This is a genomic window from Microcoleus sp. LAD1_D3 (assembly GCF_036702135.1).
Taxonomy (GTDB): Bacteria; Cyanobacteriota; Cyanobacteriia; order Cyanobacteriales; family Microcoleaceae; genus Microcoleus.
Map to the genome: position 1 here is coordinate 104552 of NZ_JAUBSB010000003.1, position 17668 is coordinate 122219.

Here is a 17668-nt window from a genome sequence, read left to right on the forward strand (position 1 = left end):
AAATTAAAAATTAAAAATTAAAAATGGGATAGCTCATTTTAAAATATAAATTTTTAATCTTCCCATCTTCCCTCTTCCATCTTTCATCTTCAATCTTCCTTCATTTGACAACTTAATGTTTGGTCTAATCGGTCACTTAACCAGCTTAGAACACGCCCAATCAGTAGCTAACGAGCTGGGCTATCCAGAATATGCCGATCAAGGTCTTGATTTTTGGTGCAGCGCACCGCCCCAAATAGTTGATCATATCACGGTAACAAGCATCACTGGACAAAAAATAGAAGGCCACTATGTGGAGTCCTGTTTTCTGCCAGAAATGCTCGCCACTCGCCGGATTAAAGCAGCCACTCGCAAAATCCTTAATGCGATGGCACACGCTCAAAAACACGGGATTAACATCACTGCTTTAGGTGGCTTTTCTTCGATCATTTTTGAGACTTTCAACTTGCAGCAAATTAAGCAAATTCGCAATCTCAAGTTGGAGTTCGAGCGCTTCACCACTGGTAACACTCACACGGCTTATATCCTCTGCCGCCAAGTAGAAGAAGCAGCCCCAAAATTGGGGATTGAGCTTTCAAAAGCCACTGTAGCCGTTTGCGGTGCTACTGGCGATATTGGCAGTGCTGTCTGTCGCTGGCTGAATGTTAAAACAAATGTAGCAGAATTGTTGCTCATTGCCCGCGACAAAGAACGATTGCAAGATTTGCAATCGGAATTGGGGCGAGGCAAAATTATGGACTTGGAAGAAGCCCTCCCCCAAGCGGATATTGTAGTGTGGGTAGCGAGTATGCCAAAGGGAGTAGAAATTGACCCCAAGACATTGAAGCAACCCTGTTTATTGATTGACGGTGGCTATCCGAAAAATTTGGCAACTCAGGTTCAGCATCCCGGAATTTACGTACTCAATGGCGGGATTGTGGAGCATTCCCTCGATATTGAGTGGAAAATTATGAAGATTGTCAATATGGATGTGCCGGGCCGACAGTTGTTTGCCTGTTTTGCTGAATCAATGCTGCTGGAATTTGAAAAATTGTATACCAATTTTTCTTGGGGACGGAATCAAATTACTGTAGAAAAGATGGAGCAAATCGGTCAGATTTCTGTCAAACACGGTTTCCGACCTTTATTAATGTCAGTTTGATGTTAAGAGTCAACAGTTAAATTTGAAATTTTAACTGTTGACTATTTTGTTGGGGCATCGGAATAATATTTTTCGGAGTGCAGCGCGAGCTTCCGGATCGCGCTATATGATAATTATGATGTGACCAAATTTGATATCCTACAAAATTTAAAACTCAAAGTTGGCAATTTTTCCGTCTTTTTTACTATCCCCAGACAGGGTAGGATCGGAAAATAGTCGATCGACTTTCACCTTAAAACCCTATAGAAATTATCAGCGTGGCAAACCCCGACCGCAAACCACTACTACTAGATTTTGAAAAGCCCCTGGCGGAACTAGAAACCCGAATTCACCAGATCCGCGAACTCGCCGAAGAAAACAGCGTCGATGTCACCGACGAAATTCGCAAACTCGAAGCTCGCTCGACACAACTGCGACAAGAGATTTTCAGCAGCTTATCCCCCATGCAGCGGCTGCAACTGGCCCGGCACCCGCGCCGCCCCAGCACCCTCGATTACATTCAGGCAATTAGCGACGAGTGGGTCGAGCTGCACGGCGATCGGCGCGGCGGAGACGACCCGGCCCTCGTCGGCGGAATTGCCCGCATAGACGGGCTTCCCACAGTCATCATCGGCCATCAAAAAGGGCGTGACACTAAAGACAATATCGCCCGCAACTTCGGCATGGCGGCTCCCGGCGGCTACCGCAAAGCCCTGCGGTTGATGGAACACGCCGATCGCTTCGGAATGCCAATTTTCACATTTATCGACACTCCGGGGGCTTGGGCGGGCTTAGAAGCAGAACAGCTCGGACAGGGAGAGGCGATCGCCTGTAACCTCCGAGAAATGTTTCGCCTCGACGTTCCCATTATTTGCACCGTCATCGGCGAAGGCGGTTCCGGCGGCGCATTGGGTATCGGTGTCGGCGAGCGGCTGTTGATGCTGGAACATTCCGTCTACACCGTCGCCACTCCCGAAGCTTGTGCGGCCATTCTCTGGAAAGACTCTGCTAAAGCTAACTTGGCAGCAGAAGCCCTTAAAATCACTTCTTGGGACTTGAAAAACCTCGGCGTTCTCGATCAAATAGTACCAGAGCCGATCGGCGGTGCTCACTCGAATCCCCTCAAAGCCGCTTCCATGCTCAAACAAGCTTTGTTGGAAAACTTAGCAGAACTAACACAGCTTACGGCTCAGCAGCGACGCGAGCTTCGGTATCAAAAGTTTCGCCACATCGGCGTATTCACTGAAATTTCTGCTTGAGCCGATGGATTCAGAGTTATCAGTTAGGAGTTAAAAATCTCTTAACTTTAAACTGATAACTCACAGCTCATTATTCTGCGGTTCAGTCAGCAGTGTTATAATTTCTCAGGTGACACCGGCTTAACAGTTCTTAATGTTGATCTCATAATTAACTGTGCTCACTCGCAGCAGACAGTTGTCTAATTTACCGAAGAAGGCTGCAATGCTTGAGGGAGTTGCCGAGCGAAAGTATTAGGACACTGAATGAACCATCCAACAACAAAGCAGGCTCTGATAACCGGAGCCAGCAGCGGTATTGGCAAAGCGACGGCTCTAGCGTTCGCCGCCGAGGGCATAAATCTGGCCTTAGTTAGCCGAGAGTCGGAAAACTTAGAAGCCGTTGCCGCAGCAGCCCGAGAAGTCGGAGTGAAAGCAGAAGCTTATCCCTTAGACTTGGCAAAAATTGAGCAAGTGCAAAGCAGCATCAGCGCGATCGCATCTCAATTGGGTTCCGTAGATATCCTGGTCAACAGCGCTGGCATGGGCTACACCGGCTCCTTAACGGAAACGCCGCTAGCCGAGTGGCAGAACGTTCTAGACCTCAATCTGACTAGCGTTTGGCAGTGCATTCTAGGAGTTTTGCCCTCCATGCGCGATCGCGGATCGGGAATCATCATCAACGTTTCCTCGATCGCTGGCAGCCAAACCTTCCCCAACTGGGGAGCCTACTGCGTCAGCAAATTCGGTCTCATGGCTTTGTCTAAAACCTTAGCCGCCGAAGAACGGGCTCACGGAATTCGCGTAACAGCAATCTGTCCGGGTTCTGTCAATACTCCCATGTGGGACACAGATACCGTGGACGCCGACTTCGATCGCACCGCCATGTTAACCCCAGAAATCGTCGCCCAATCAATTCTGCACGCAGTTCAGTTGCCAGCAAGTGCAGTAATTGAAGAAATCACCCTCATGTCCAACGCAGGAGTTTTGTGAACTTGAGATTTTAGACTGCTGGATTTTTCTCGAATTCAACAATCTTTGAATCTCTCGCTATATCCCCCTATCGAAAATCTCAAATCGATTCACCCTCACACCAACTTGTTATGACAATTGCATCTTCCACCGATTCCAATGGCTCGAACCCACTCTCGACTGACAGCATGAAACTGTTACAAACCGCAGAGAACAACTCCCCGCGCATCCCCACTCGACCCGATCGCAATTCCTCGCACGGTCAAGAATCCAGCGTGCCCAAACCCTCAGAAGTAGGCCAAGAAGAAATGATGGAGGCCGTTCGCACAATGCTGCTGGGAGTAGGAGAAGACCCCGAACGCGAAGGATTGCTCAAAACCCCAAAACGGGTAGCAGAAGCAATGCGGTTTCTCACCAGTGGTTACAGTCAATCCCTAGAAGAACTCCTCAACGGCGCTATCTTTGACGAAGGCCACAACGAAATGGTACTGGTACGAGACATCAGCGTATTCAGTATGTGCGAACACCATATGCTGCCGTTTATGGGTCGAGTTCACGTCGCTTACATTCCCAACCAAAAAGTAGTGGGATTGAGCAAATTAGCCCGAATTGCTGAGATGTACAGCCGCCGATTGCAGGTGCAAGAACGTTTGACACGCCAGATTGCCGAAGCAGTTCAGACAATATTGGAACCGCAGGGAGTAGCTGTAGTCATGGAAGCCAGCCATATGTGCATGACGATGCGAGGTGTGCAAAAACCCGGTTCTTGGACGGTTACGAGTGCCATGTTGGGCGTGTTTCAAGAAGAACAAAAAACTCGCGAAGAATTCCTGAATTTGATCCGCCACCAACCGGCATTCTTTTAATCATTAGTCATTAGTCATTAGTCATTAGTCATTAGTCATTAGTCAATCACTTTTTGGGTGGTGGCTAGCAATTAAGCAATTTGGTCACTAGCCCCCAGATTCATCCGCAGTCGCAATCTAAAATCTAAAATCTAAAATCTAAAATCTAAAATCAGATGACGATCGACTGATAAACCCATAAAATAGACGGGTGACTCATGACTTGTGACTAAATGAATCCTATTAAATTCGGTACAGATGGCTGGCGCGGCATCATTGCTGACGATTTTACATTCGATCGCGTGGCGTTAGTAGCTCCCCTAGCGGCACAAGTTCTCGCACAAACCGGCGGCAGCGATGGCAGCAGCGGTACCGTAATTGTCGGTCACGACCGCCGATTTCTGGCCGAAGAATTTGCCAAAACAGCCGCTATTGCCATCCAAAACGCAGGATTTGACGTGCTGCTTAGCGAATCCTACGCCCCCACTCCAGCTTTCAGCTTAGCTGCCAAACAATTAAATGCTTTGGGCGCGATCGTCCTGACAGCCAGCCACAATCCCGGTGCATATTTAGGATTAAAAGTCAAGGGCGGATTTGGCGGTTCAGTGTCGCCCGAAGTTACTCAAAAGATAGAAGAAAAACTCGAAAATCCGGCGGCACTTTCAGCAACTCCCGGCAAATTGGAGAATTTCAATCCTTGGCCGGCTTACTGCAAAACCTTGCGGGAAATGGTGGATATTGAGGCGATTAAAGAGGCGATCGCTAGTGGCAAAATCACAGTATTTGTAGATGTAATGCACGGTGCCGCCGCCGGAGGATTAGCTCAAATTTTAGAAGAAACAGTGCACGAAGTCAACAGCGATCGAGATCCGCTGTTCGGCGGCGGTGCACCCGAACCTTTGCCGCGCTACCTGTCGCAGTTATTTCGGGTGATGCGTACTCACCAGCGAAAAAGCTCTGGTTTGTCGATCGGATTTGTATTTGACGGAGATAGCGATCGAATTGCAGCCGTTGACTCTAGCGGCAACTTCCTCAGTTCACAAATCCTAGTTCCCATATTAATCGAACATTTAGCAAAACGGCGCGGGTTGACCGGGGAAGTCATCAAAACAGTCAGCGGTTCAGACATAATTCCCAAAATTGCCAAGCTGTACGACTTGCCTTTATTTGAAACGCCGATCGGTTACAAGTATATAGCCGATCGAATGTTAACCACCCAAGTCTTAGTCGGCGGCGAAGAATCGGGAGGAATTGGCTACGGTACACACATTCCCGAACGAGATGCTTTGCTGTCAGCGCTGTACTTGTTAGAAGCAGTTGTCAAATCCGGGGAAGACTTAAGCGAAATTTACACCCGGCTGCAACAAGAAACAAGCTTTACTTCAGCTTATGACAGAATAGACTTACACCTAGCAAACATGGAAGAAAGGTCGCGTTTGCTGTCGCTGCTGCAAAATCAACCCTTAACAGAAATCGCCGGCAAAGCAGTTGTAGATTGCAACAAAGTTGACGGATATAAATTCCGCTTAGCTGACGGAAGTTGGCTGTTAATTCGCTTTAGCGGAACCGAACCAGTGTTGAGGCTGTATTCAGAAGCTGCCACATTGAAAGAAGTCATGCAAAACTTAAACTGGGCGAAAACTTGGGCTCAGAGTTGAGAAGAATTTGCAACCGCAGATAAACGCAAATAAACGCGGATAAATTGATATCAAACCTCTCTTTCTCTGCGTTCTCTGCGGTCTCTGCGGTTAAAAAAAATCTTTCTTATTAACAAATCAAAAGTATTGTAGGGTGTGTCGCCTTTGAAAATCTCTAAATTCGACAGACAATCTTAAAGCGACGCACCTGACAAAGCTTAATACACAATAATTGTTCGTGCTTGTTTGTTCAACAATTGTGTAAGGTGCGTCGCCACTCGAAAAGTTGATTTTTATGCAGATATTTTTAATGGCGACACACCCTACAGTTAATGTTGCAAGAGTTTTCAAGAATTGGCATAAAAGCAAATGGCATACAGCGATTTCAGCCTTCCGAGAGTCAAAAAAGATTTTGGATTAACCTTAGATGAAAGCCGCAATTTATTTGCTTATACAAAACCAGTTTCACCCTCAGAAATATTAACAACAATCCGGCTCGATTATGTACCGCTAGCAACTTTTATTTCCACAGAAAAAGCCCGATCGGAATTTTTGATTGCCCCGATTTTAGCAGAAGTTCGGCGATTGTCCAACAAACAAGTTTCTCTTTTTTCCGGTAAGGATTTTACGGTCGATCCCGAAAGAGGCTTGCAAGGATTTTGCGATTATATTATTAGCGGTTCTTCAGAACAATTGTTCATCAGTGTTCCGGTTATAATAACAATTATTGAGGCAAAAAAAGAAGATCTTATTGGCGGTTTGGGTCAATGCGTGGCCGCAATGGTAGCCGCTCAATGTTTCAATCAAAACCAAGACACTGAGGTCGATCGCATTTACGGCGCCGTGACGACGGGTACTAACTGGAAATTCTTGATTTTGGAGGAAACTACTGTTTATATCGATCCGATTGAATACTATATTCAATATGTTGATAAGATTTTGGGAATTTTGTTGCAACCATTTTCCCAATCTTTTGTTAATATGGAGCCGTAAGTTTTAAGAGAAATAATGACCGATCGCAAATTGCTAGTTGTAGCTACGGGCAATCCGGGTAAACTCAAGGAAATGCAAGTTTATCTTCAGGATTTGGGGTGGGAATTGGAACTCAAACCGGAAGAGTTGGAAATCGAGGAAACAGGCGAAACTTTTATTGCTAATGCTTGCTTGAAGTCGTCTGAAGTGGCAAAAGCAACGGGCAAATGGTCGATCGCCGATGATTCTGGTTTAATGGTAGATGCACTCAACGGCCAACCGGGGATTTACTCGGCGCGCTACGGGAAAACCGATGCTGACAGGATATCTCGACTTCTCAAAGAATTGGGAAGCCAACAAAACCGGGAAGCACAATTTGTTTGTGCGATCGCGATCGCCCGTCCCGACGGTACAATTGCCTTGCAAGTAGAAGGAATTTGTCGGGGCGAAATCCTCCACACTCCTCGTGGTACGGGAGGTTTCGGATATGACCCCATTTTCTACTTACCCGCACAGCAACAGACTTTTGCCGAAATGACACCTGATATCAAGCGATCGCACTCTCACCGCGGCCTAGCCTTCAAGGCTTTATTACCACAAATGGCGAACCTTGTCAACCCCTAATGAGCAAAAAAGCCAACACAGGAGGTAACTGTGGCATTGGATAGTGACACTGAGGTATCAAAACTAAACAGGAAAGAGGTTTTTCGTTGGCAATGACCACTTACCGATGACCAATTACCAATGCCCAATGCCCCATATCCAATGCCCCAGTATCTTAGATTGCCTCCAAGTTCTTTTCCCCAGTCCGAATCCGAATAATTTGTTCTACAGGAGAGATGAAAATTTTGCCGTCGCCAATCTCGCCCGTCCGGGAAGCAGCGATAATTTTATCAACCACCATGTCAACCTGATCGTTTTCCACAACAATCTCGACCTTGAGCTTTTGCAAAAACTCAACGGTGTACTCAGAACCGCGATAGCGTTCAGTCATGCCCTTCTGACGGCCAAAACCTCTAACTTCAGAAACAGTCATCCCCACAATGCCAGCATTGACGAGTGCGATTTTCACTTCGTCTAGTTTAAAGGGGCGAATAATAGCTTCAACCTTTTTCAAGTTTCTCACTCCTAACAGTTAGTACCTTCGTTATATTACTTAAATCGCGTGACATCTTTTAATATCACTGCTAGTATTAAGTATTTTGTAAAATATACTACCTTATTTTGTACTCGCGATGAGAGGCACGCCAATCTTTAACAATATTCTTCCATTGGCCGGAGGCGCGGGATCTCGGCTCCGATCGATCGCGGTAGAGTGAAAAAGACCCAAGCCCTCCGCCACGGATCTGCTAAAACAGAAAAAGAACCCAGGAGACAGGAGTTTTCCGGGTTTCCACTTTGCCATGTGAGATTTGCACGTATTGCTGAAAACTATAATTGCTAGAGGCGGTCAGTTAAACTATTCCTATGCACCCAGCCAGCCCTCCCCCTGACCGCAGCGGGCTTGATGCCCTACTGAGAAATCGCCCCTTCCTCGCCTTGTGGACGGGCCAGTTATTGGCCCAAGTGGCGGATAAAATCTTTTACGTATTGCTGATTATTCTGGTGAAAACAGGCGGTTACACACCTGGACAGAATCCGGCGGAAAATTCTATGCTGTCAGCGGTGATGATCGCCTACACGCTGCCGGCGATCGTATTTGGTTCCGCAGCCGGTATCGTGGTAGACCGCTTTTCCAAAAAGCAAATGCTGATCGCCTGCAACGTGATTCGAGCCTTGCTGATTGTAGCTTTGCCGTTTTTGCCCAAAGCTTTTGTCGTCTTGTTGACGATAACGTTTTTGGTCTCTACCGTAACGCAATTTTTTGCTCCAGCAGAAGCCGCCGCCATCCCCCTGGCCGTGGGGCGAGAGGGACTGATGTCGGCAAATGCTCTGTTCGCCTCGTCCACAATGGGCGGGATTATTGTCGGGATGACGATCGGCGAACCGCTGTTTAGTTGGGTCAAACACAGCTTCGGACCAGCTTCTCAAGAGTTTTTGCTGGGCGGGTTGTACCTGATATCAGCAGGTTTGATCTATGCCATGCGGATCAAAGAAAGTCATGCCGGCAGCAGTGGCAAAAACGTCCATCCTTGGCTAGACCTCAAAGAAGGTTTGCGGTATTTGAAACACAATCACCTTGTCAGCAACGCGATGGTGCAGTTGACGATTTTGTATTCCGTGTTTGCCGCGCTTCAGGTGCTGGCGATCGCGCTTTCAGGCAAAATAGGTCTCAAAGAAACTCAATTTGGATTTTTGCTGGCTGCTGCGGGAGTTGGAATGGTCTTCGGCGCAGCCTTTTTGGGACACTGGGGTCATCGAATGCACCACAAACCTCTGCCTTTAATCGGTTTCTTGATGATGGGTTTTGTATTAGCAATGTTTGCCTTTACTCGACAGTTATGGGTGGGATTCGGATTGAGTGCTCTGTTCGGTTTTGGTGCTTCCTTAATTAACGGCCCCATGCAGGCTTTGATTCAAGAAAAAACTCCCGAATCTATGCGGGGAAAAGTCTTTGGCTTGGAGAACAATGCGATTAATATTGCTCTGAGTTTGCCTTTAGCGCTGACCGGCCCGCTGACGGATGCTGTCAGCAAAGCCGTGGGTTCGGATGACCTCGGCTTGCGGATTGTGTTGCTGAGTTTGGGCTTTTTGGTCTCGGTGATGGGCATGGCAGCTTGGAAACATACTCGCAAAGTATTGCAGGACGCACTGTGAACTTTGGCAAGAAGGAAGAAGGCCGAAGGAAGGAAGATAAAAAGAGGGAAGAGGGAGAAGTTAGAGGGCTTTCTTTTAGCGATCGATCTCTAACATAGCAACCGCGCTGATGGTTAGGACGTTCTTAATTGCTGAAACGATTGTTTTTATTGTCGAAGGTCGAAGGACAAATGCTATACAAGCCTCATAGCGTGGTAAACCGGCATAGAGGCCGCGATTTTCTCTGTTTCTTTTCTTCCTCTGCTGTTCCACAATTTCTCGATCGGGCGATCCATGTCCGATAGCACAATCTTTTGTAAAATCTCACCACTTAAATTTTCATAGTTTCATTAATTAAGATTAAAGTAGTATAAAAGCTTTCATTAAAAATCATAATTAGTTTAAGGAAGGAAATTCTGTGCAACTAAAAACTAAAGTGACCATCAGGCGTGCAACTGGTGGATTTGCTCTGATTGACAGCTTGATCCGCCACGGCGTCAAGCATATTTTTGGTTATCCCGGCGGCGCAATTCTGCCGCTTTACGACGAACTCTACCGCGCTGAAGAAACTGGCGCTATCAAACATATTCTGGTGCGCCACGAGCAAGGTGCTGCTCACGCGGCCGACGGGTACGCCCGCGCTACCGGACAAGTTGGGGTTTGTTTCGCTACTTCGGGCCCGGGCGCAACTAATTTGGTAACGGGGATTGCGACGGCTCACATGGATTCGATCCCGATGGTAATTATTACCGGTCAGGTTCCCCGTCCGGCGATCGGCACTGATGCCTTTCAGGAAACAGATATTTACGGGATTACCCTGCCAATTGTCAAGCATTCTTATGTAGTGCGCGATCCGAGAGATATGGCGCGAATTGTGGCAGAAGCTTTCCACATTGCGAGTACGGGACGCCCCGGGCCGGTCTTGGTTGACGTGCCCAAGGATGTGAATTTAGAAGAATTTGACTATCTGCCAGTGGAACCGGGATCGGTGAGAATTCCGGGCTATCGCCCGACGGTGAAGGGAAATCCTCGGCAAATTAATCAAGCAATCTATTTGCTGAAGGAAGCAAAGCGTCCTTTGCTTTATGTGGGCGGCGGGGCGATCGCCGCGGGGGCCCACGAGGAAATTAAGGAACTCGCCGAACTTTTCCAATTGCCGGTCACGACAACGCTGATGGGCAAAGGTTCCTTTGACGAAAACCATCCTTTGTCGGTGAAAATGCTGGGGATGCACGGCACTGCTTACGCTAATTTTGCCGTTACCGAGTGCGATTTGCTGATTGCTGTGGGGGCGAGGTTTGACGATCGCGTGACGGGCAAATTAGACGAGTTTGCCGCGCGCGCTAAGGTGATTCACATCGATATCGACCCGGCGGAAGTAGGCAAAAATCGGGGCCCTGATGTGCCGATAGTCGGAGATGTCCGCCATGTTTTGATCGATTTGCTGCGCCGCTGTCGGGAAACAGGAGTTTCGGGGAATGCCGGACAGACTGCGGAATGGCTGCACAGGATCGATCGGTGGAAACAGGACTATCCGTTAGTTGTGCCTCATTACCCAGACATTTTGTCTCCGCAAGAGGTGATTTCGGAGTTGGCTACTCAAGCGCCGGACGCTTACTACACAACCGATGTCGGTCAACATCAAATGTGGTCGGCTCAATTCTTGAACAACGGGCCGCGCCGCTGGATTTCGAGCGCTGGTTTGGGCACGATGGGTTTCGGGCTGCCGGCGGCGATGGGCGCGAAAATGGCGCTACCCGATGAGCAAGTGATTTGTATTGCTGGCGATGCTAGCGTGCAAATGAATATTCAAGAATTGGGAACGTTAGCACAATACGGCATTAATGTCAAGGTTGTTATTGTAAATAATGGCTGGCAAGGCATGGTGCGGCAGTGGCAGCAGGCGTTCTATGGGGAGCGTTATTCGTCGTCGAATATGACTGTAGGGATGCCGGATTTTGTGATGCTGGCTGAAGCTTATGGCGTGAAGGGGATGCTGGTTTCGCGGCCGGAGGAACTCAAAGATGCGATCGGTCAAATGCTCGCTCACGACGGCCCGGTGCTGATGAACGTGAAGGTGACGAGGGACGAAAACTGCTATCCGATGGTAGTTCCGGGTAAGAGCAACGCTCAAATGGTTGGTTTGCCAGAACGCAGCAAGTTGCAATCTGCGGAGTTGATTTATTGTCCGAGTTGCGGCGCGAAGAATGTTTCGAGCAATAAGTTTTGTCCTGAGTGCGGGACAAAAGTTTAACGAGTTTTGAGTGGGGACTTAGGCTGTGCCTATTAGTCTCAACTTAAGGTCAAACGTAGTCATAGACTGCTGTTTATCGTCGAGGCCAGATCCCCCCTAGCCCCCCTTAATAAGGGGGGAACCGGAGCGATCTCAAAGTCCCCCTTCTTAAGGGGGATTTAGGGGGATCTGGCCTCGGATAAAAGCGAGAGATACAAAGGTTTCAGACTTAAGTTGACACATATCGGCAAGGCCGTGTCCTTACCCGGATCGGCTGTTCCACATTTAACACCATCTCCGCTGGCATCGCATCGAGAGCTTTAATCTGTAATCTCTAAGCATATTTTATGAGCCAGTGTCTAAACCCTGATTGCCTATTCCAAAACCCGTCTGGCTATACAAAATTTTGTCAAAAATGTGGGAATAAACTGCTATTGGGCGATCGCTACGGAGCCCAAAAAATTATTGGACAAGGGGGATTTGGGCGCACTTTTCTAGCTATTGACGAGTATAAACCCTCAAAACCTCCCTGCGTTATTAAACAATTTTACCCCCAATTTCAAGGCATTTATAGTATCCAGAAAGCTGCTGAGTTATTTGAGCTGGAAGCAGTACGCCTAGAACAGTTGGGTAAACATTCTCAAATTCCCGACTTATTAGCATATTTTAGTCAAGATGGACGACAGTATTTAGTCCAAGAATTCATCAAGGGTGAAAATTTAGCCCAAACACTAGAATCTAAGGGATATTTTAGCGAAACGCAGATTCGCGACTTGCTTAATAATTTATTGCCAGTATTCGAGTTCATTCATTCCCGCCAAGTAATTCACCGGGATATCAAGCCAGAAAATATTATTCTTCGGCAAGATGGGCAAATGGTTTTAGTTGACTTTGGAGCCGCGAAATATGCGACACAAACGGCTCTAGCGGTAACGGGAACGAGGATCGGGACGGCTGGATATACGGCACCCGAACAAGCCAACGGTAAACCGATTCATGCGAGTGATATTTATAGTCTGGGTGTCACTTGTCTGTGTCTGTTAACTGAGGTTGAACCGATTGATTTATTCGATGATAGGGAGTTTGAGTGGGTGTGGCGAGAACACTTAAAAACATCTGTCAGTTCGGAACTGGGTCATATTTTAGATAAAATGATACAGCCTGCTATTAAGAAACGTTATCAATCTGCTACTGAAGTTTTGCAGGCTCTTGGTACTCGATTACCTCAATTATCAGCTCAAACACCTCCATCGGCACCGCCACCAGACTCGCTTAAATCGGCGCAGGGTGTTGACTATACTCGTCTGCGGGATTTATTGGCAGCAGGAAAGTGGAAAGATGCGGATAGGGAAACATTCAAGGTGATGTTAAAAGCTGCGAGACGAGAGAAGGAAGGTTGGTTGGATACGAACTCGATCGAGAATTTTCCTGGCGATGATTTGCGGACGATCGACCAGTTGTGGGTAAAATATAGTCAGGGTCGTTTCGGCTTTAGTGTCCAGAAAAAAATCTGGTTAGAAATAGGCGGTAAAGTTGATTATGACACTGAATGCAAGCTAGGCGATCGTGTCGGTTGGCGAAAGAGGAGAAAGGGGAGGAAAGGTTGGTTGGAGTACGATGATTTAACCTTTAATCTGGAAGCACCACGGGGTCACCTCCCGTCGTGTGCGCGTGTGTTTGCGTGGGGGGGAGAAGGATTGGGTTGGGTTGTTGGGGTGTTGGGGTGGTTGGGGTTGGTTGTGTGGTTCTCTCTTCTCTCGCATCGAGAGCTGTAGGCTGTAATCTATAGCGATTGCAGCCCTTGGTTGGTTTGCCCGATCGTAACAAGTTGCACTCTGCGGAGTTGGTTTATTGTCCGAGTTGCGGCGCCAAGAATGTTTCGAGCAATAAGTTTTGTCCTGAGTGCGGGACAAAAGTTTAAGGGCGGAAAGTAGGGACACGGGGGTCAAGCCATAGGTGTCACCAATCGCCTGAAAACAATTGTATCTCTGGTCGATCGCCGAGTCCCAACCTCCCTACACACAAGTCCGAAATCTCTCAACACAATTCATGACTGAAACCCCAACTTTCGATATCGCAATTATTGGTGCAGGGCCGGGCGGACTATGTGCAGCCCAGGGGCTAGCCAATTTAGGTTTTTCGGTAGCTGTGTTTGAACGAGCTAGAGCTTTACGTCCCATCGGCGCTGCTCTAGGGTTAGCAGAAGCGGGGTATAAGGCATTGGGTCTCATCAATGCCGATCTCGCTACCCAAGTTCGTGCCTTAGGTGTCAACCCACAGCGACAACTGCTGATGAGACCCAATGGCGAGGTTCTGTTTTCTGATGAATCGCCCTTGGCGGGTACTCCCTTCACTTGGCTAGCGTGGTATAACCTACAAACCTCATTGCACAACACACTGCCACCTACCGTATCCCTTCACCTTAACCATAAGTTTGTCAACTTCACTAAGGTCCCCGATCCGTCCAAGCCTCCCTTACGTTTGCACTTTGAGAATCAGCCCGATGTTGGCGCACGACTGTTAATTGGTGCCGATGGGTATCACTCGGTGGTTCGCGGTCTTACCGTGGGAGATGGTGCGCCTCTGTACACTGGAACCATGACTTGGCGAGGAATCTTGCCCCGTCACATCCTAGCCCCCCTCGCTGAACCCTTTGCAGAAGGGGCTGGTTTTCAACTGGTGGTCGGAGACCAGAAAAATTTTTGGATTATGGATGCAGGACCCGAGGAACTCGCTTGGACAGGGACTGCACTGCATCCGACTACAGAGAAGAGTACCGATGTTTTAGCTATGGTTCTCCAAGTTTTTGACCAATGGACTCCCTTTGTTGAAAGGGTTATTCGAGCAACTGACCCTACCACCATTGTGGAAACTGGCGTGTTCGATCGGGAACCAGTATCCCAATGGGGGGATAGAGAGAGAATCACCTTATTAGGGGATGCCGCTCACCCGATGCGACCGTCATTAGGATTAGGTACTACTATGGCCTTTGAGGATGCTGTGGCTTTAACAAAAAAACTCAAGGGGCTGAACTTGCAGGATACTTCTTGTGTTGCTAAAGCTCTTACGGACTATGAAGAGGAACGGATTGCGATCGCCACACCGTTACAACTGAAAGCAAGGCAAGGAGGAGAAGCATCCCATTCCCCGGACATAGCTGACCAACTCAAGACAGGCTTTGAATTAGCCTTAGCTGCTCGTAGACAAAAGGACACTTCTGTATAGAAAAATTCGCGGGAGTGGCAAATGAATCTTTATTTGGGAATAGATTTTGGCACGACTGGCGCCCGATCGACTGTCATAGACTCCCAGGGGAAAATATATTGTGAGACAGAGTATACTTTTGCCAACAACGGGCAACAACAGCCTGAATTGCCCTCGCTGTGGCAAAATGCGCTGTGGGATTCGATCGAGCAAATTCCCCCAGCAATCCGCAATCAGGTAAGGGCGATCGCCATTGACGGCACATCCTCCACTGTCATGCTGTGCAATACCGAGGGTATACCAGTATGCGAGCCGATTTTATACAATGATGCGCGCGGTGCAGCGGTGACAGAGAAATTGCGGGCGATCGCGCCGGATAACCACACAGTATTGAGCGCTACATCGAGTCTGGCCAAACTCCTGTGGTTGCAGGAGGGCGGGCACGGGGGCACCGCCCCTACGGTTTTCCTGCATCAAGCTGACTGGCTGGCATTTCTGCTGCACGCGAAATTGGGAATTAGCGACTATCACAATGCTTTGAAACTCGGTTTCGATGTTGATACTTTGTGCTATCCGAATTGGCTGATCGAGGGAATTGCGGGCGCTGCAAGTCCTGAATTGCCGCAAGTTGTCGCACCGGGCACGCCTGTGGGGGAAGTGAGAGCTCAAGTGGGCGATCGCTTCGGTTTTCCCCGCGATTGTATAATTTGTGCTGGCACAACCGATAGCATTGCAGCATTTTTAGCAAGCGGTGTCAATTTACCAGGGGAAGCAGTAACTTCTCTCGGTTCTACACTAGCAGTCAAACTGTTAAGTCATACCCGCGTAGATGATTCTAGATACGGGATTTACAGTCATAAATTAGGCGATTTGTGGTTAGTTGGAGGCGCTTCTAATACCGGAGGTGCAGTGCTGCGACACTTTTTTACTGATGTTGAGTTAGAGAATTATAGCACACAAATTGATCCAGCACAAGAGAGTTTGCTGGATTATTACCCATTGTTGAAAAAGGGCGATCGCTTTCCGATTAATGACCCTAATTTGCCGCCCAGACTCGAACCGCGTCCCGCTGATTCTGTGGAATTTCTGCATGGTTTGCTAGAAAGCATAGCGCGGATTGAAGCGCGGGGATATCAATTATTGCAAGAATTGGGTGCAACTCCTTTGACCAAAGTTTATACTGCTGGCGGCGGGGCAAAAAATCCGGTTTGGAGTGCGATTAGAAATCGTTATTTAAAAGTGCCTGTTGAAACGCCGATTCATACTGCGGCTGCTTATGGAAGTGCGTTATTGGCGAAGCATGGAACGCAAATTTAAAGGTGGTAAATTTGGACGGATATCGATATCGATTAAAACTAAAATGAGAGGAAGCAAACATTCTGATATATTGTGTTAAGTTGTTATCCCTAAAAATTAAGGACAATGGCAAAGCTACCTGATGACATCCTGAACACAATTTTTACCTTGCAGCGGCGGCTAGTGGAAATCCTCAACGAAACAACCGCCACAGAATACATTTTAATGCAGCAGTTTGGCGAGACAGAAGCGACACTCCCCGAACTTGAATCCCTGGATAATGTTAAGGAAAGGTTGAGAAACCCTTACAATCGTTTGTACAGGCTTTTGCAGCAGGTGGCAGAATCTCAACCCGCTGCGACTGCGGATACGTTAAACTTTCTGTATAGAACGATAGAACAAACAGAGGCGGCTGTCGATGCCTCAGAAGCAACTATCCGAGAAATCAAAATGGATTGGAATTTGTCATGAACCAACAACCTAGAATCCCCGACGCTGAAACCAGAAAGCGACACGTTGAAAAGATGCGTGAAGTCTGCCAACAGTTGGACGCTTTGACTCTAAACCTGGATGAATTAATCGCCATATTTGAAGCTGATAACCGCCGCCAGCGTCGAGAACGTTTGGCGGGTAAATACAGGCGTGTGGAATCTCAGGTAGTCGAATAAGATCGATCGAGGGGCGATTCCCTACGGGAGAGTCTTGAATCATTTCTTTTGAGTCCCCTCTGTTTGGACGCAAGGTTGTGTAGTAATGGTTTCAACCGCCGAATCCGATCGCGAGTTTTCAACGCAGGTTTGATATGATGCTAATTTTGGCGCACCATCCAGACTAAAAATCCCAATATTTTATCTACGGGAGGTAGCGGATAATCGGTAAGATCGATCGTCACTATTTGCCCTTCCAGCTTGAGAAACCGCCAAGCTGTGCCGCTGGAAACGCTGCCGTAGATGGCTGATATCGATCGACTTTTCGCTTCATTAAACTTCTGGGCCGCAACCATTTCAGCAATACATTGACCCAAACCTACTTTCAAATCTCCTTTTTTAGCTTCTACCATTACAATTGCTGGGGCTTCAATGTCTAATTGTTCGGGGGAACGGCTGATGAGAAAATCGCAAACTCCTGTAAGTCCAACAGCAGCATCGACATTAAATTCTTCACCCGAAAACACGCTGATTTGTTGGTTCAGAATATTGCGAACTTCCAGCAATACAGGGTTTATAATAGCTTCTGAACGGGCTTTTTCGGTGCTGGTAGCGATCGCCCAAGGCAAATTTGTCTCTAGTAGGGTTTGCAAGGCTGTTCCGGGTGCGATCGGCTCGATTTCCGGCAGAAATCTGATTCCTTCCACTACTGTAAGATTGAATGCTTCTTTAACCTTGCCGATCGTTGTAAATTGACTGTAAGGCATAAAA

At 47.8% G+C, this 17668-nt stretch carries 17 protein-coding genes; 15 read left to right on the forward strand and 2 right to left on the reverse strand.

Annotated elements, in window-relative coordinates; genetic code table 11:
- Positions 1-115 precede the first annotated feature (115 nt).
- The 7 genes from QUA74_RS02375 to rdgB all read left to right on the forward strand — a co-directional run bounded on the left by QUA74_RS02375 (position 116) and on the right by rdgB (position 7405).
- Positions 116-1141, forward strand: coding sequence for a long-chain acyl-[acyl-carrier-protein] reductase (locus QUA74_RS02375; RefSeq protein ID WP_333324588.1), 1026 nt, complete (start codon positions 116-118; stop codon positions 1139-1141).
- A 257-nt stretch (positions 1142-1398) separates the two neighbouring features.
- The gene (accA, locus tag QUA74_RS02380) at positions 1399-2379 is read left to right on the forward strand and encodes an acetyl-CoA carboxylase carboxyl transferase subunit alpha (protein WP_333324590.1); all 981 of its coding nucleotides are present in this window, start codon (positions 1399-1401) and stop codon (positions 2377-2379) included.
- 243 nt (positions 2380-2622) lie between these two features.
- Positions 2623-3348 (forward strand): SDR family oxidoreductase, encoded by a 726-nt coding sequence (locus QUA74_RS02385; protein WP_333324592.1) that lies wholly within the window; start codon positions 2623-2625, stop codon positions 3346-3348.
- 110 nt (positions 3349-3458) lie between these two features.
- Complete coding sequence (gene folE / locus QUA74_RS02390) at positions 3459-4193, forward strand: GTP cyclohydrolase I FolE (RefSeq protein WP_333324594.1); 735 nt, start codon at positions 3459-3461, stop codon at positions 4191-4193.
- A gap of 212 nt (positions 4194-4405) precedes the next feature.
- Entirely contained in the window at positions 4406-5830 is a 1425-nt protein-coding gene (locus tag QUA74_RS02395) for a phosphoglucomutase/phosphomannomutase family protein (RefSeq protein WP_333324596.1), read from the forward strand.
- A gap of 348 nt (positions 5831-6178) precedes the next feature.
- Positions 6179-6802 carry a hypothetical protein gene (locus QUA74_RS02400; RefSeq protein WP_333324598.1) on the forward strand — a complete coding sequence of 208 codons (624 nt, stop codon included), beginning with the start codon at positions 6179-6181 and terminating at the stop codon, positions 6800-6802.
- Between the two features lie 15 nt (positions 6803-6817).
- Positions 6818-7405: an RdgB/HAM1 family non-canonical purine NTP pyrophosphatase gene (gene rdgB / locus QUA74_RS02405; protein ID WP_333324600.1), complete on the forward strand. Its 588-nt coding sequence runs from the start codon at positions 6818-6820 to the stop codon at positions 7403-7405.
- A gap of 154 nt (positions 7406-7559) precedes the next feature.
- On the opposite strand, the gene QUA74_RS02410 is transcribed toward rdgB, so the two are convergent.
- The gene (locus QUA74_RS02410; protein ID WP_006633346.1) at positions 7560-7898 is read right to left on the reverse strand and encodes a P-II family nitrogen regulator; all 339 of its coding nucleotides are present in this window, start codon (positions 7896-7898) and stop codon (positions 7560-7562) included.
- 350 nt (positions 7899-8248) lie between these two features.
- Here QUA74_RS02410 and QUA74_RS02415 point away from each other — a divergent pair, with 350 nt between their 5' ends.
- The 8 genes from QUA74_RS02415 to QUA74_RS02445 all read left to right on the forward strand — a co-directional run bounded on the left by QUA74_RS02415 (position 8249) and on the right by QUA74_RS02445 (position 16918).
- Positions 8249-9538, forward strand: a complete 1290-nt coding sequence (locus QUA74_RS02415; RefSeq protein WP_333324602.1) for an MFS transporter — start codon at positions 8249-8251, stop codon at positions 9536-9538.
- A 397-nt stretch (positions 9539-9935) separates the two neighbouring features.
- On the forward strand, positions 9936-11771 hold the full coding sequence (gene ilvB / locus QUA74_RS02420; RefSeq protein ID WP_333324604.1) for a biosynthetic-type acetolactate synthase large subunit: 1836 nt from the start codon (positions 9936-9938) through the stop codon (positions 11769-11771).
- A gap of 326 nt (positions 11772-12097) precedes the next feature.
- Positions 12098-13525 carry a serine/threonine-protein kinase gene (locus QUA74_RS02425; protein ID WP_333324606.1) on the forward strand — a complete coding sequence of 476 codons (1428 nt, stop codon included), beginning with the start codon at positions 12098-12100 and terminating at the stop codon, positions 13523-13525.
- A 68-nt stretch (positions 13526-13593) separates the two neighbouring features.
- Positions 13594-13671, forward strand: a complete 78-nt coding sequence (locus QUA74_RS29790; protein ID WP_445251605.1) for a zinc-ribbon domain-containing protein — start codon at positions 13594-13596, stop codon at positions 13669-13671.
- Positions 13672-13799: 128 nt separating this feature from the next.
- Positions 13800-14975 carry an NAD(P)/FAD-dependent oxidoreductase gene (locus tag QUA74_RS02430; protein ID WP_333324607.1) on the forward strand — a complete coding sequence of 392 codons (1176 nt, stop codon included), beginning with the start codon at positions 13800-13802 and terminating at the stop codon, positions 14973-14975.
- 21 nt (positions 14976-14996) lie between these two features.
- A complete protein-coding gene (locus tag QUA74_RS02435) occupies positions 14997-16271 on the forward strand; it encodes an FGGY-family carbohydrate kinase (protein WP_333324609.1) in 1275 nt (424 codons plus the stop codon).
- A gap of 105 nt (positions 16272-16376) precedes the next feature.
- Positions 16377-16721 carry a hypothetical protein gene (locus tag QUA74_RS02440; protein WP_333324610.1) on the forward strand — a complete coding sequence of 115 codons (345 nt, stop codon included), beginning with the start codon at positions 16377-16379 and terminating at the stop codon, positions 16719-16721.
- Positions 16718-16918, forward strand: coding sequence for a hypothetical protein (locus tag QUA74_RS02445; RefSeq protein ID WP_015174854.1), 201 nt, complete (start codon positions 16718-16720; stop codon positions 16916-16918). The genes QUA74_RS02440 and QUA74_RS02445 overlap by 4 nt, the downstream gene beginning before the upstream one ends.
- Before the next feature lie 140 nt (positions 16919-17058).
- On the opposite strand, the gene QUA74_RS02450 is transcribed toward QUA74_RS02445, so the two are convergent.
- A complete protein-coding gene (locus QUA74_RS02450) occupies positions 17059-17664 on the reverse strand; it encodes a hypothetical protein (RefSeq protein ID WP_333324612.1) in 606 nt (201 codons plus the stop codon).
- Between the last annotated feature and the right edge of the window lie 4 nt (positions 17665-17668).